The organism is Curvibacter sp. GW821-FHT09D12 (genome assembly GCF_059416245.1).
In genome coordinates this window covers 38,247-53,286 of sequence record NZ_JBWKOU010000005.1, presented here as the reverse complement: position 1 = coordinate 53,286, position 15,040 = coordinate 38,247, and the positions used below count along the sequence as shown (strand labels likewise).

The window sequence follows — 15,040 nt, the reverse complement described above, 5'->3', positions numbered from 1 at the left end:
AGGCCATGAAAGCCGAAACCGGCCCATCAAGGGCCTCGGCACGCGCCGTGATCCGTCAACTGTTCTGGTTCGGGGTCTCGGGTGTGCTGGGCCTGCTGGTCGACATGGCGGTGCTGTGGCTGCTCACCCCCTGGCTGGGCCTTTATGGTGGGCGGGTGCTGTCCTTCCTGTGTGCCGCCACCACCACCTGGGCCTTCAACCGCCGCCAAACCTTTGCACCGACCGGCCGCCAGGGCAAGACGCTGGTGGCTGAATATGTGGCCTACCTGGGCACCATGAGCGTGGGCGGGGTCATCAACTACAGCGCCTATGTGGCCTTTGTTCATCACTTTCCCGAACTGAAAGGATCCGCCATGCTGGGCGTCGCCGTCGGGAGCCTGGCAGGCATGTGCGTCAACTTCCTGAGTGCGCGGTTTCTGGTGTTTCGTCGTCTGTCGCATACCGGCCGCCATTGAGATGATCACGACTGTCAATCGGTGGAGCCTGTGTAGCCGCCCCTCTGACAAACATCGTCCCGCTTAACCCGAGACACCTTCATGAAGCTGAGTCAATGCTTGGAAAGGCACAACAACAACTTCGATTTGCTGCGCCTCATTTTTGCAGCCCTGGTGATCGTCGGCCACGCCTATGCGCTGGTACCTGCTGCCGAAGGACGAGGGGATTTTGTCCAAGCACTGCTGGGGTTCGACTATGCAGGCTCACTGGCGGTGAAATCGTTTTTCTTTCTCAGCGGGCTGATGGTCAGCAACAGCCCATCCCTGCGCCATGACCTGCCCGGCTTCATCGGCGCCCGCGTCTTTCGCATCTTTCCTGGCTTGATCGTCTGCACCGTGTTCTGCATGGCCGTGGTGGGCCCGATCATGACCCGCATGCCGCTGGGCGACTACCTGACCCACCCAGCGACCCGCAGCTATGCAAACAACATGCTGCTGAGCCTGCAATGGACCCTGCCGGGGGTCTTCGAATTGAACCGCATGAACGCGGTCAACGGATCACTCTGGACGCTGCCGTCTGAGGTGTATTGCTATTCGATGCTGGTGGCACTGAGTCTGATCGGCCTGATGGCAACGCCCATGCTCAGCACGGTGCTCGCTGTCGGCGTGATCGCTGCAGGCTTTTGGGCGCCAGACACCATGGCGACCCTGAAGTTTGGCGGTGAAGCCCGCCTGCTGCCGGCGTGCTTTGCGCTGGGCATGTTGATGGCCTTGAACAAAGACCGGATCGAGGTCCGGGCCAGCATCGCAACCGGCTTGTTGCTGCTGACCCTGCTGCTGCGACAAAGCCCCCTGTTTCAGGCGCTGGTGTACCTGAGCCTGTTCTACGGTTCGCTGGTGATCGCCAGCGCTCGCGGGTTCAGAAAGCTGCAAACGCCCGGTGACTTCTCTTATGGCGTTTACCTGTACGGATTTCCTGCCCAACAAATGGCCGTCGCATGGTGGCCTCAGTGGGGAATCCATGCCAATCAGATTTTTGGCTTCGGCTTGGCACTTGCCCTGGCAGCCGCATCTTGGTACGCCGTGGAAAAGCCAGCCATGCGCCTTGGAAAACGTTGGGTCACCTTCTGCGCCTCTCGCCCCTTCATGCAGGCCCTCACACCGAATCGCCTCAACCATCCACCATGAGCCAGCCTCACCCCACGCTGCAGAGCTTGACCAATTTGCCGGCAGAGCAGGCCGCTCCCCTGCTAGGCCTTCTCACTGACATCGACGACACCCTCACGACGGACGGTGCCATCACGCCCGAAGCCTTGCAGGCCTTGCATGATCTGAAATCGGCGGGATTGCGGGTGGTGGCCATCACGGGGCGGCCTGTGGGCTGGAGCGAGCCCTTTGCGCGGACCTGGCCGCTGGATGCCATCGTGGCAGAGAACGGCGCTGTGGCCTTGATCCCCCAGGCCGACGGCAGCTTGCGGCGGTGCTACCAGCAGAGTTTGGCCCTGCGAGAGCAGCAGTACCAGCGCATGCAGTCGGTGTTGCATGACATCGAAGCCAACGTGCCCGGCGCCCGACGGGCCACCGACTCGGACGGGCGCGAAACCGACATTGCGATCGACCACAGCGAATTCACCGAGTTGCCACCCCAGGCCATCGAACAGGTGGTGGCCCGGATGCGGGCTGCAGGCATGAACGCCACCGTGAGCAGCATCCACATCAACGGCTGGTACGGCCCGCACAACAAGCTCGAAGGGGCGCGCTGGATTTTGCGCGAGTTGTGGGATCGCCCACTGGATGAGGAGCTGGTTCGCTGGGTGTACGTCGGCGACTCCACCAATGACCAACTGATGTTCCAGCACTTTCCGCTCAGCGTGGGGGTGGCCAATGTGCGCCGCTTCGTCCCGCAGTTGCAGCACCTGCCGCGCTACATCACGCCCAGCGAACGCGGCGCCGGGTTTGCTGAACTGGCGCAGACCCTGCTGAGGGCACGCTCAGGCGCTGTCTCGATGTGAACCGGGAACTTCGATGGCAACATCGCGGCCCGTGCCGGCGGCGATCCAGCGCCGGGCCAGGCGGACCCAATTTCCCAGCGGCCGAGGCCAACCGAAGATCGCACCGGACAGGCTGGTCGGGGTTGCATGACAGGGCTATGGCAAGATGATGTCTCTTGTCAATTACCTGACGCTCAGGGAGGAAAGGGGAAACGATATCCCTGACCTGGTTGCTGTCAGCCACATCCACGCCAAAGGTCATGATCCAGCCACGCATTGCAGTCGTCATCCCCTGCTACAACGAAGCCCTTTCGATCCAATTGGTGATCGACGAATTCAAGATATGCCTGCCCGAAGCTGAATTATTTGTCTTCGACAACAATTCCAGCGATGACACGGCCGGCATCGCCCGCCGGGCCGGCGCCACCGTGATCCCGGTCAAACTGCGGGGCAAAGGCCATGTGGTGCGACGCATGTTTGCCGATGTCGAAGCCGATGTCTATGTGATGGTCGACGGTGACGCCACCTATGACCTGTGCGACATCCGGACCCACATCGATCAATTGCTGGCCCAACGCCTGGATATGCTGGTAGGCTGCCGGCGTGACGACGGTTCAAAACCGCAGACGTACCGGCCGGGTCACCGCCTGGGCAACCTCATGCTGACGGGCTCGGTGGCCTGGATCTTCGGCGGCGGCTTCACCGACATGCTGTCGGGCTACCGCGTTTTTTCGCGCCGCTACGTGAAATCTTTCCCGGCCATGTCGCAAGGCTTCGAGATCGAAACCGAACTGACCGTGCATGCGCTCGAACTCCGCATGCCCTATGCCGAAGCCGAAATTACCTACCGCCCCCGCCCAGAGGGCTCAACCAGCAAGCTCTCGACCCTGCGCGATGGCTGGCGCATCCTGGGCACGATCCTGAAGCTTTTCATCAGCGAGCGCCCGCTGGCCTTCTTCGGGCTCCTGGCACTGCTGCTGTCCCTGTCAGGTCTGGCACTGGCCAGTCCCCTTTTGCTGACCTACGCCAAAACCGGACTGGTTCCTCGTCTGCCCACCGGGGTCCTTGCCACCGGCATCATGATGTGCGCCGGACTGTCGCTGGTGTGCGGGGTCATCCTGCACACCGTGACCATCGGACGACGCGAGGCCAAGCAACTGACCTACCTGTCCATCCCGTACTACGCTTCGGTCCGATGAACACGTCCGACGAGGCAAGCAGACAACACATCCGACATGGGTCGGGCCATGGACTGGCCACTGCCCTGATCGACGCTCGAGCTTCGATGCCTTGCTAGAAACCCAATCAGCACGGGGACCCTCCTCCACACTCGGAACCCGGCCCGCAACAGACACAAAGCCGCATGACTGAATTCGCATTTTTGCAAAAGTTCTATGGATCTCTGGCCTTGATGGTGCTGGCATTCTGGGGGCTGGGGCGATTCCTTCTGGACATCCTCAAGGCCGAACACCGGGGCGACCGTTGGCTGTCCAATGCACTGGCCATTGCGGTTGGTCTGGGCGCCTTCGCACTGGCCCTCCAGGGCCTGGCCATCGCCGCTCAACTCAAACGTCCTTTCTTGCTGGCTTTGTTGATCCTGAGTTGGTGCCTGGCTGCTCGACAAACATGGCGTTCTTGGCAAGACCGGCGCTTGACTGAAACACGATCGAGCGACGTGACCTGGCAGGCCCTGGACCTGCTCAGCCTGGGCTTGGTGCTGACGGTCTGGGTACCCACTTTGGTGGCCCCCTTGACTCCCCCCATGCAATGGGACGAACTGATGTACCACCTGCCCCACGCCAAGCAATGGGCTCAAAGTGGAGCACTGACGATCAACGAATGGCTGCGCTACCCCTGGTTTCCGTATAACTACGACTTGCTCTACGCTGCGGCCATCATCCTCAAAGGCGATATTCTTGCCCACCTCCTGCATGCACTGGCGGGCTGGCTTGTGGCACTCATGATGTATCGGCTGGGCCTACGCCATGGCGGGCGGGCTGTCGCGTGCCTCGCGACGTCAGCCTGGTTAGTGATGGGAGGGCACCTTTATGCATCGGCCTACATCGATCTGGGCATGGCACTCTTCGTGACGAGCAGTTTCGTATCGATGTGGCTTTGGTGGCAGCAAAGGTCACAACAAGGCTGGCTGAAGGTTGCCGCCTTTTGCCTGGGCATGGCCGCAGGCAGCAAGTACCAGGCATTGACGTACCTCCCTCTCTTTGTAACGGTCCTGCTGTGTTTGGAGCGCAGATCATGGAAGACTTGGGCCACTGCAGCGGTAGCCTTTCTGCTGCCCTGCGCCTATTGGTACCTGCGCAACTACGTCGAGACAGGAGATCCTTTTGATCCGCTGGGTGCGCGCATTTTTGGCTTTCATGACTGGAACGAATGGGATCTGTCTGGGCAACTTGCTGACCTCAAGAGGGTCTCCAACTGGCCTCCCAAGGCACTGTGGCCGGCTCTTCTGGCCTTGTTCATGCCCCGCTTCTACCGCGACCCGGATCGACGTGGCCTCTTAATATTTGGAGCCTATGGCAGTCTGGTCTGGCTGGCCACTTCACATTACGACCGTTACCTGCTGCCGATGTACCCCGCTCTGGCCATACTAAGTGCCCAGGTGATCGTTGACGCAGCAGGCTGGGCACTCAGGTATCGGCCACGCCTGGTCCTCGAACCCGCATGGATACGCCAGCAGTTGAGCCTGCTGTTGGCATTGGGTTTGCTGGTGGCGGCTGGACGCCACGGTTGGCAGGCCAGCCAGGATTACCTTCGCCGCGTGGCCTTTACACCAGCCCAGCGGGAACTCATCCTGACTCAGGTCTTCCCGGTCTACCCCATGCTTCAACATCTGAACCTATTAACAGACCGAAAGATCTATCAAATCGGCCTGGAAAACCTGATCTATTACGCCCCAGCGCCCATATGGGGAGAGGTCTTCGGCCCTTGGCGGTACAGCGAGCGCCTGCACATTGGCATGCAAATAGGGGCGCAAGCCTTGGCACAGCGTCTCCGCAGCGATGGATTCAATACGTTGCTGGCGCGCGATGACGTGCTGCAAGATTTTCGGCGCGATCCCGAATTCGACCGCTACTTCCGCAGCATCGAGAAAGGGGCTGGGGCCGAGGCTTTCCATATCCTTCCATGAGTGTTGGCCCCTTTCACCTTCGGGCCGGTGGCGTCTCTTCTGAAGGCGCTCTCAACCCCCGTGGCTCGCGGAACCTGCACCGTGCCCCAGGCCGGGAACTTCGATGGCAGCATCGCAGCCCGTGCCGGCGGCGATCCAGCGCCGGGCCAGGCGGACCAGCAGCGGCGCAGCCCAACGCAGGGCCGCGGGCAGGTGGGTGGCCGGGGCACTGACCATGCCACAGCGGTAAATCAACAGCTCGGGCGCCCACTGCAGGGCCTTGCAGGCGCCGCGGCGGCGGCGCGACACCAGCACCCCCAGGGGACAGGGCTCGGCCAGGCAACACACGCCGCAGCCATTGCAGGGCTGTCCCCAGACCGGCTTGGACGGGGCTTCAGGGTGGATCTCGATGACGCGGTGTTCGGACATGGGCAACAGGCCACGCCATCATGCCAGCCCAAGCCCGGGGCTCACGCGATCAGGCCGGCTTGTTCAGGCCCAGCTTCTCGATCAAGGCTTTTTCGCGGTTGAAGGTGTCCTGGGCAAACTTCAGGTATTGGGCGCTGTCCATGTAGTTGGGCAGCATGTCGTAGCGGCCCAGGGCCTGCACATAGCTGGGCTCTTCCATGGCCTTTTTGAACGCGTCATGCAGGCGTTTGACGACCTCGGGCGGTGTGCCGCGCGGCGCCCCGATACCGAAGGGTGAGTTCTGCACCAGATCCAGCCCCAGCTCCTTGAGCGTGGGCGCATCAGGGAACTTGGCCAGGCGCTGCTCGCCCCAGGTGTTGAGCACGCGCAGCTTGCCGCTTTCCACCTGGGGTGCGAAGCCGGTCGAATCGGCAGCGGCCATCACATGGCCACCGAGCACGGCCTGCATCAGGTCGGCGCTGCCCTTGTAGGGCACATGGGTCAGCTGCAGGCCCAGCTTCTGCGCCACCTGCTCCATGGTCAGGTGCGGGCTGGTCAGGGTGCCGGTCGAGCCGAAGGTGAGCTTGCCCGGGTTGGCCTTGGCATAGGCCACAAAGTCGGCCCAGGTCTTGATCGCGCTGCTGCTGGGCACCACCAGGCCGAAGGCGTAGCCGGTGACGTTGATCACGTAGCTGATGTCCTTCACCGGGTCCCAGTTGATCTTGGTGGTGTAGGGCATGCGGAACACGCCCAGGGGGATCTGCGCCACGGTGTAGCCGTCGGGCGCCGAGCTCTGCAAGGCCTGCGCGGGCAGGGTGCCGCCTGCGCCGGGCTTGTTCTCGACGATGACGGGCTGGCCCAGGATCTTGCCGGCGTTGTCGGCCAGCTGGCGCATCGTGATATCGGTGGGACCACCGGCCGGAAAGGCCACGATCAGCTTGACCGGTCGGGTCGGAAATGCCTGGGCGCGTGCGGCCAGCGGGCCCAGGGCCAGGGTGCTGCCAGCCAGCTTCAGCAGGGATCTTCTTTGCATAGGGGTGTCTCCAGTGACAGGGCGCCGGGCGCCGATTCGCAGGCCGCGCTTTGGCGCAGCCTGATTCCGGCACCCTAAACGATCAGACCTCGGCGACCTGTCCCCCGCGCGCCAGCACCGGCGCCAGCGCCACCCCGGTGTGGGTGGCACGCTGCACCAGCCCCTCGGGGGTGGTAGCAGCCACGATGCGGCCGCCGCCCTGCCCGCCTTCGGGACCCAGATCGATGATCCAGTCAGCCTCGGCCATCACGTCCAGGTCGTGTTCGATCACCACCACGCTGTGGCCGCCATTGACCAGGCGGTGCAGCACATGGATCAACTTCTCGACGTCCGCCATGTGCAGACCCACGGTGGGTTCGTCCAGCACGTACAGGGTGTGCGGCGCCTTGTTGCCGCGCCGGGTCACATCGTCACGCACCTTGCTGAGCTCGGTCACCAGCTTGATGCGCTGCGCCTCGCCGCCCGACAGCGTGGGCGAGGGCTGGCCCAGGGTGAGGTAGCCCAGACCCACATCCTTGAGCAACTGCAGCGGGTGGCTGATGTTGGGCATGGAGGCGAAGAAGTCCACCGCCTCGTCCACCTCCATCTGCAACACGTCGCCGATGCTCTTGCCACGCCAGGTCACGGCCAGGGTCTCGGGGTTGAAGCGCGCGCCGTGGCAGGTCTCGCAGGGCACCTTCACATCGGGCAGAAAGCTCATCTCGATGGTGCGCACACCAGCGCCGTCGCAGGCCGGGCAGCGCCCTTCGCCGGTGTTGAACGAGAAGCGCCCGGCCGCATAGCCCCGGGCCTTGGCCTCCAGGGTTTCGGCAAACAGTTTGCGGATGGTGTCCCAGAACCCGATGTAGGTGGCCGGGCAACTGCGCGGCGTTTTGCCGATGGGGGTCTGATCGACCTCCAGCACCCGGTCGATCACCTCATAGCCCTGCACATCGGCGCAGCCGACCAGGCCCACACGGCGGCCCTCGGCCTGGGCCTGCCGCCCGGCCTGGGTGCTGCGCTGCTGCACCAGGGCCTGCACATTGGTGAGCAGAACATCGCGCGCCAGCGTCGACTTGCCCGAGCCTGACACACCCGTCACCGCCACCAGCCGCTTGAGCGGCACCTGCAAGGTGATGTTGGCCAGGTTGTGCAGGCGCGCGCCGTCGACGCTCAGCCACTGACCGCCTTCGGGCGCACTCAGCACCTCACGGCGCGGGGCCAGCGGGTGCCGGATGGCGTGCAGCAGGTAGCGGCCGGTGACCGACTCGACGCAGGCCCCGATCTCGGCGGCCGTGCCCTGGGCCACCAGGCGGCCCCCGCGTTTGCCCGCGCTGGGACCAATGTCGATGATGTGGTCGGCGTGGCGGATGGTGTCCTCGTCGTGCTCGACCACCACCAGGGTGTTGCCTTTGTCGCTGAGGTTCTGCAGCGCCTTCAGCAGGATCTGGTTGTCACGCGGGTGCAAGCCGATGGTGGGCTCGTCCAGCACGTAGCACACGCCCTGCAGATTGCTGCCCAACTGGGCCGCGAGGCGGATGCGCTGGGCTTCGCCACCGCTCAGGGTGGGGGCACCGCGGTCCAGGGTGAGGTAGCCCAGGCCGACCTCGTCCAGAAAATCGAGACGGCTGCCAATCTCGGGGATCAGATCGCGGGCGATGTCGCGCTCACGCGCACTCATCTCGTCGGGCAGGGCCAGCGAGGCCACCCAGTCGCGCACCTGCAGCACCGAGCGACGGGCGATGTCGGTGATGCCCACCTGCGCAAAGCGCACTGCCCGCGCCACCTTGTTGAGCCGGGTGCCCTCACAGCTCGGGCAGGCCTCATCGCTGAGGTCTTCCACCTCGGGTTCGGCAAAGGTCTGTTCACGCCCCTTGTTGTCGTCGTCACGCACCGAATCGTCGAGTGCCTTGCGCTGCTCCTTGCTCAGGCGCACGCCGGTGCCCACGCAATCGGGGCACCAGCCATGCTTGCTGTTGTACGAGAACAGGCGCGGGTCCAGCTCGGCATAGCTGGTGCTGCACACCGGGCAGGCCCGTTTGGTGCTGTAGGGGGTCAGGCGGCCGATGGCCGAGGTGTCGCGCCCCTCGGCCATGGCCTCCTTGAGGCCGGTCAGGTCGCTCAGCACATGGACCACGCCCTTACCGTGCTCCAGCGCAGTGGCCAGGGCCTGACGCAATTCGGCCTCGTTGTCGGGCCGCACCATCAGGCTCCACACCGGCAGTTCGATGGTGTGTTCCTTGAATCGGTCGATGCGCGGAAAGCCCGTGGTGGGCAGAAACTGGCCATCCACCCGCAGGTGGGTGTAGCCGCGGGGGCGGGCCCAGTCGGCCAGCTCGGTGTAGACCCCCTTGCGGTTGATCACCAGCGGCGCCAGCAGGCCGATGTGCTGGCCACGGAACTGGCGCAGCAACTGAGAGGCAATGCTGTCGGGTGTCTGCGGCTGCACAGGGGCGCCGTCGTGGACGCAGTGCTGCACGCCCAGCTTCACATAAAGCAGGCGCAGAAAGTGCCACAACTCGGTGGTGGTCCCCACGGTGGACTTGCGCCCGCCGCGCGACAGGCGCTGCTCGATCGCCACCGTGGGCGGGATGCCGTACACCGCATCCACCTCGGGCCGCCCGGCCGGCTGCACGATGCTGCGGGCATAGGCATTGAGGCTTTCGAGGTAGCGACGCTGGCCCTCATTGAACAGAATGTCGAAGGCCAGGGTGGATTTGCCCGAGCCGCTGACCCCCGTCACCACGCTGAACTTGCCGCGGGGAATGTCGACCGACAGGCCCTTCAGGTTGTGCTCGCGGGCGTTCACGATCTGGATCGCATCGGCCCCATGGGCCGGGGCCTGCCGGCGCGGGCGCACCAGGGCCTGCAACGGCGTGCCCTCCTCGACCGAATAGGCACCCAGGCCCATGGCCCGGTCGTACTCCCGCAGCGCCTGGCCGGTGTGTGAGCTGGCATGGGCTCGCACCTCTTCGGGCGTGCCCACGGCCACCACCAGACCGCCGGCGTCACCCCCTTCCGGGCCCAGGTCGATCAGCCAGTCGCTGGCACGGATCACGTCGAGGTTGTGCTCGATCACCAACAGCGAATGCCCGGCCTCCAGCAGCTTGCGCAGGGCACGCATGAGCTTGGCGATGTCGTCGAAATGCAGGCCCGTGGTGGGTTCGTCGAACAGGAACAGCGTGCCCTTGCGCGCCACCGGCTGGCGGCTGCTGCTGCCGGCCTTGGCGGCCTCGGCCAGAAAACCGGCCAGCTTCAGGCGCTGGGCCTCGCCGCCCGACAGCGTGGGCACGGGCTGGCCCAGCTTCACGTACTCCAGACCCACGTCCACAATGGGTTGCAGGGCGCGCAGCACCTCGCGGTCGGCGGCGAACAGGCTCGCCGCCTCGCTGACCGTGAGGTCCAGCACATCCGCCACACTCAGGTGGCGGCCACCGCGCTCGATCTTGACCTCCAGGATCTCGGGCCGATAGCGCTGGCCATCGCAATCCTGGCAGCGCAGGTAGACGTCGGACAAAAACTGCATCTCGACGTGCTCGAAGCCCGAACCACCGCAGGTGGGGCAACGGCCATCGCCGCTGTTGAAGCTGAACTTGCTGGCGGTGTAGCTGCGCTGGCGGGCCATCGGCGCGGTGGCAAAAATCTCGCGCAGGGTGTCCCAGGCGCCCACATAGCTGACGGGGTTGGAGCGCGCGGTCTTGCCGATGGGCGACTGGTCGACAAACACCACATCGCCCAAGTGATCGGCGCCCAGCAGGCGGTCATGCAGGCCCGGGGTCTCCGTGGCCTTGCCGAAGTGGCGCAGCAGCGCGGGCGCCAGCACGTCCTGGATCAGCGAGGACTTGCCCGACCCCGACACCCCGGTCACACACACCAGGCGCTGCAACGGGATCTCGACCGACACGTTCTGCAGGTTGTGCTCGCGCGCCCCCTCCAGGATGAGGCGCGGTGTGTTGTCGCTGACCAGGCGCTTGAAGCCCATGCCCACCTGCTTGCGCGCGCCCAGGTACTGGCCGGTCAGGGTATCGGCACGGCGCAGGTCGTCGGTGGACCCGTCAAACACGATCTGCCCGCCGCGTTCGCCGGGGCCCGGGCCCATGTCGATCATGCGGTCGGCCGCCAGCATCACGGCCGGGTCGTGCTCTACCACCACCAGGGTGTTGCCGGCATCGCGCAGCCGGTGCATGGCCTCGGTGATGCGGTTCATGTCGCGCGGGTGCAGGCCGATGCTGGGCTCGTCCAGCACGAACAGCGTGTTGACCAGGGAGGTGCCCAGCGCGGTGGTCAGGTTGATGCGCTGCACCTCGCCACCCGACAGGGTGCGGCTTTGCCGGTCCAGCGTGAGGTAACCAATGCCCACATCGCACAGGTACCTGAGGCGGGTGGTGATTTCCTCGTACAGCAGCTTGAGGGCCTGGGCCTCGCCGTCCGAACCGTGGCCCGGCAGGTGCAGTGCGTCGAAGAAACGGCGCAGGCGATCGAGCGGCAACAGCATCAGGTCATGCAGGCACAGGCCGGGCAAGGCCTCGAGCTGATCGCGCGACCAGGCCACCCCGGCCGGCATGAAACGCTTGGCCGGCGCCAACACGGCATCGGCGGCCTCGCGGCTGCCGATGCGCCACAGCAGGCTTTCGGTCTTCAGGCGTGCGCCCGCACAGGTTTCGCAAGGCGTGTAGCTGCGGTATTTGGACAACAGCACCCGGATGTGCATCTTGTAGCTCTTGGTCTCCAGGTACTCGAAGAAACGTTTGACGCCGTACCAGTGCTGGTTCCATTTGCCGTTCCAGTTGGGCGAGCCCTGAATCACCCATTTCTGCTGCTCGGGGGTGAGCTTGTACCAGGGCGTGTCCCGCGGGATGCCGGCGGCCTCGGCATGGCGCATCAGGTCGTCCTGGCACTCGGCCCAGGCCGGGGTCTGCATGGGTTTGATGGCGCCGGCCCGCAGCGTGAGCTTGTCGTTCGGGATCACCAGGCCGTAGTCCACCCCGATCACGCGCCCGAAGCCACGGCACACCTCGCAAGCGCCCACGGCCGAGTTGAAGGAGAACGCCGACGGGATCGGCTCGCTGTAACGCAGGTCGCTGTCGGGGCAGTGCAAGCCGGTGGAAAAGCGCCACAGCTGGGGTTCTGCATCTTCGCCCGACAGGGCATAGACGTTCAGCCGACCACTGCCGCGCTTGAGCGCGGTCTCGATGGCCTCGATCACCCGCACTTTCTCGGCGTTGCCCGCACGCAGGCGGTCGGCCACCACATCCAGAACTTTGCGCGGACCAGTGGGCGTGGCCACCTCGCGCTCGGCCTGCACCCGGGTGAAACCGCTGGCCGCCAGCCACTGGCTCACCTCGTCGGCCGTGGCGCTGGCCGGCAGTTCGACCGGAAAGGTCAGGATCAGGCGCGGCTCCACCCCGTCAACGCTGGCCGCCTGGGCCCGCGCCAGCAACTGGGTGTAGATGGTCTCGGGCGAATCATGGCGCACCGGCTGGGCGGTCTGGCGGTCGAACAAGGCGCCAGCGCGAGCGAACAAGAGCTTCAGGTGATCGTTCAACTCGGTCATCGTGCCCACGGTCGAGCGCGAACTGCGCACCGGGTTGGTCTGATCGATGGCGATCGCCGGCGGTACGCCCTCCACCCGATCCACGGCGGGCTTGTCCATGCGATCAAGAAACTGGCGCGCATAGGCCGAGAAAGTTTCGACGTAACGCCGCTGCCCCTCGGCGTACAGGGTGTCAAACACCAGACTCGACTTGCCTGAACCACTGGGCCCCGTGACCACGGTCAGCTCACCCGTTCGGATGTCCAGATCAAGGTTCTTGAGGTTGTGCTGGCGGGCACCGCGGATTTTGATGATTCCCTGGGTCATGGTCGGCTGGTTCCTGTGGAGGCCAAACATTCTAGGCAGGCCACCGCAATGCCGGCATGACACAGGCCAAAGCCCTTCAAACCCGCCACCGGCACCTTCACAGTGGTGACTCGCGACCTCAAGTGCAGGATCAGCTGGCAACGCCCCCTGGCTGATCGGCTCAGGCCCATAACGAAGAGGTCAGGCCGGCGCCGGGCCGCCCCAAGGCGGCCTGCGGCCCCCTTGGGGGGCAGCGACCACACGAAGTGAGGGAGCGTGGGGGCGCTACTCAATCACCACTGTAGATATCGACTTGCCGAGTCTCTGGCACAAACACCAACCCGATGGCCAGGGTGGCCGCCGCGATCACCACCGGATACCACAGGCCATGGAACATGTTGCCGTTCTGCGCCACCATGGCAAAGCTGATGGTGGGCAACAGGCCGCCAAACCAGCCGTTGCCCACGTGGTAGGGCAGGCTCATCGAGGTGTAGCGGATGCGGGTGGGGAACAGCTCGACCAGCATGGCCGCAATCGGTGCGTAGACCATGGTCACATAGATCACCAACAGGGTCAGGATGAGCACGATGGTCACATGGTCCACCTTGGCCGGATCAGCCTGGGGCGGGTAGCCCGCACTCTTCAGGGCCTCGCCCACCTGCTTCTTGAAAGCCGTGATGGCCCGGTAGCTCTCATCGTCAAACTTGTGGTTGACCACCCGCCCCACCGGGGCCGTGATGTCTTGCTCGCCAATGCGCACCCGCGCCGGGCCGCCAGCCGCCGACACCTGATTGGAGTAACTCACCGCGTTCTGGGCCAGGAAGCGCTTGGCAATGTCACACGAGCGGTAAAAGTCGATCTCGCGGGCCACCGGGTTGCCCTGGAACGAGCAGTCCCCCGCGGCCGCGATCACCACGATCTGATTGCGCGCCTGGGCCGCCGCCAGGTCGGGGTTGGCCGCCTGGGTCAGCGCCTTGAACAGGGGGAAATAGCTCACGGTGGCCAGCAGCAGACCTGCCAGGATGATGGGCTTGCGCCCGATGCGGTCGGACAGCGTGCCGAACACGATGAAAAAAGGCGTGCCCAACAGCAGGGCCACGGCGGTCAGGATGTTGGCGGTGGAGCCATCCACCCGCAGCACGTTGGTCAGGAAAAAGGGCGCATAGAACTGCCCCGTGTACCAGACCACCGCCTGCCCGGCCACCAGGCCAAACAAGGCCAGCAACACCACCCGCAGGTTCTTCCATTGGCCAAAGGACTCGGTCAGCGGGGCTTTGGAGGTCTTGCCCTCGGCCTTCATCTGCTTGAAGGCAGGCGATTCGTTCATGGACAGGCGGATGAACACCGACACCCCCAGCAACAGGATGGAGATCAGAAAGGGCATGCGCCAACCCCAATCGGCAAAAGCCGCCTCGCCCACCAGATTGCGCACGCCCAGGATGACGACCAGGGACAGGAACAGGCCGAGCGTGGCCGTGGTCTGGATCCAGGCCGTGTAGGCACCACGGCGCCCGGGCGGCGAATGCTCGGCCACGTAGGTGGCGGCCCCGCCATATTCACCGCCCAAGGCCAGGCCTTGCAGCATGCGCAGGGCCACCAGGATCACCGGCGCCGCCAGCCCCACCGTGGCATACGAGGGCAGGATGCCCACGATGAAGGTGGACATGCCCATGATCAGGATCGTGACCAGAAAGGTGTACTTGCGCCCGATCATGTCGCCCAGCCGACCGAACACGAGCGCACCGAAGGGCCGCACGATGAACCCGGCCGCAAAGGCCAGCAGCGCAAAGATGAAGGCCGAACTTGGGTCCAACCCCGAGAAGAACTGCTGCGCGATGATGCCGGCCAGCGAACCGTACAGGTAGAAGTCGTACCACTCGAAGACGGTTCCGAGTGAGGACGCGACGATGACACGGCGCTCCTCGGGTGTCATGGGTCGTGCAGGGGCTGCCATGGTGTGTCTCCGTTGGTGGGGGCCAGCGATCCGGCCCAGGCTGTGGCAGCCACTATCAGAAGCTACTCTGACCGAACCCTGACAAACAGACTTGGGACAAGCCCTGATGCAAGGGTAAACACGGGTCAGGGGTTTACCCGATCCCCCTGCCGCCTGTCGACAGCTGAACGGTCAATCACATACCGTTCAGCGCTCCACAACACCGCTGAAACCCGCATGGGGCCTGGGTTTGCTGATTTTCGACGCTCGCACGCCCGGCCTGGCTTATCGCTGGCTTA

The 15,040-nt window shown here is 64.6% G+C and carries 9 protein-coding genes; 5 read left to right on the top strand and 4 right to left on the bottom strand.

Features of this window, described 5'->3' with window-relative positions; all coding sequences use genetic code 11:
* Nucleotides 1-5: 5 nt before the first annotated feature.
* The 5 genes from AC07PT_RS09675 (at nt 6) to AC07PT_RS09655 (ending at nt 5,570) form a co-directional block, all read left to right on the top strand.
* Nucleotides 6-455, top strand: a complete 450-nt coding sequence (locus AC07PT_RS09675; protein ID WP_494656553.1) for a GtrA family protein — start codon at nt 6-8, stop codon at nt 453-455.
* Between the two features lie 81 nt (nt 456-536).
* Complete coding sequence (locus tag AC07PT_RS09670) at nt 537-1,622, top strand: acyltransferase family protein (RefSeq protein WP_494656552.1); 1,086 nt, start codon at nt 537-539, stop codon at nt 1,620-1,622.
* Nucleotides 1,619-2,446, top strand: a complete 828-nt coding sequence (locus AC07PT_RS09665) for an HAD-IIB family hydrolase (RefSeq protein ID WP_494656551.1) — start codon at nt 1,619-1,621, stop codon at nt 2,444-2,446. The genes AC07PT_RS09670 and AC07PT_RS09665 overlap by 4 nt, the downstream gene beginning before the upstream one ends.
* Before the next feature lie 239 nt (nt 2,447-2,685).
* Entirely contained in the window at nt 2,686-3,624 is a 939-nt protein-coding gene (locus AC07PT_RS09660) for a glycosyltransferase family 2 protein (RefSeq protein ID WP_494656550.1), read from the top strand.
* Between the two features lie 164 nt (nt 3,625-3,788).
* On the top strand, nt 3,789-5,570 hold the full coding sequence (locus tag AC07PT_RS09655) for an ArnT family glycosyltransferase (RefSeq protein WP_494656549.1): 1,782 nt from the start codon (nt 3,789-3,791) through the stop codon (nt 5,568-5,570).
* 51 nt (nt 5,571-5,621) lie between these two features.
* Here the strand turns inward: AC07PT_RS09655 and AC07PT_RS09650 are convergent, their stop codons facing one another.
* From AC07PT_RS09650 to AC07PT_RS09635, 4 genes are all read right to left on the bottom strand, one after another.
* Nucleotides 5,622-5,978: a hypothetical protein gene (locus AC07PT_RS09650; protein WP_494656548.1), complete on the bottom strand. Its 357-nt coding sequence runs from the start codon at nt 5,976-5,978 to the stop codon at nt 5,622-5,624.
* A gap of 49 nt (nt 5,979-6,027) precedes the next feature.
* Nucleotides 6,028-6,990 carry a Bug family tripartite tricarboxylate transporter substrate binding protein gene (locus AC07PT_RS09645; RefSeq protein ID WP_494656547.1) on the bottom strand — a complete coding sequence of 321 codons (963 nt, stop codon included), beginning with the start codon at nt 6,988-6,990 and terminating at the stop codon, nt 6,028-6,030.
* An 82-nt stretch (nt 6,991-7,072) separates the two neighbouring features.
* Nucleotides 7,073-12,829, bottom strand: a complete 5,757-nt coding sequence (gene uvrA / locus AC07PT_RS09640) for an excinuclease ABC subunit UvrA (protein ID WP_494656546.1) — start codon at nt 12,827-12,829, stop codon at nt 7,073-7,075.
* A 268-nt stretch (nt 12,830-13,097) separates the two neighbouring features.
* A complete protein-coding gene (locus tag AC07PT_RS09635; RefSeq protein WP_494656545.1) occupies nt 13,098-14,762 on the bottom strand; it encodes an MFS transporter in 1,665 nt (554 codons plus the stop codon).
* Nucleotides 14,763-15,040 lie beyond the last annotated feature (278 nt).

Coding starts and splice junctions, on each gene's coding strand:
- AC07PT_RS09675 (WP_494656553.1), top strand. CDS start 6: ATGAAAGCCGAAACCGGCCCATCAAGGGCCTCGGCACGCGCCGTGATC.
- AC07PT_RS09670 (WP_494656552.1), top strand. CDS start 537: ATGAAGCTGAGTCAATGCTTGGAAAGGCACAACAACAACTTCGATTTG.
- AC07PT_RS09665 (WP_494656551.1), top strand. CDS start 1,619: ATGAGCCAGCCTCACCCCACGCTGCAGAGCTTGACCAATTTGCCGGCA.
- AC07PT_RS09660 (WP_494656550.1), top strand. CDS start 2,686: ATGATCCAGCCACGCATTGCAGTCGTCATCCCCTGCTACAACGAAGCC.
- AC07PT_RS09655 (WP_494656549.1), top strand. CDS start 3,789: ATGACTGAATTCGCATTTTTGCAAAAGTTCTATGGATCTCTGGCCTTG.
- AC07PT_RS09650 (WP_494656548.1), bottom strand. CDS start 5,978: ATGTCCGAACACCGCGTCATCGAGATCCACCCTGAAGCCCCGTCCAAG.
- AC07PT_RS09645 (WP_494656547.1), bottom strand. CDS start 6,990: ATGCAAAGAAGATCCCTGCTGAAGCTGGCTGGCAGCACCCTGGCCCTG.
- uvrA (WP_494656546.1), bottom strand. CDS start 12,829: ATGACCCAGGGAATCATCAAAATCCGCGGTGCCCGCCAGCACAACCTC.
- AC07PT_RS09635 (WP_494656545.1), bottom strand. CDS start 14,762: ATGGCAGCCCCTGCACGACCCATGACACCCGAGGAGCGCCGTGTCATC.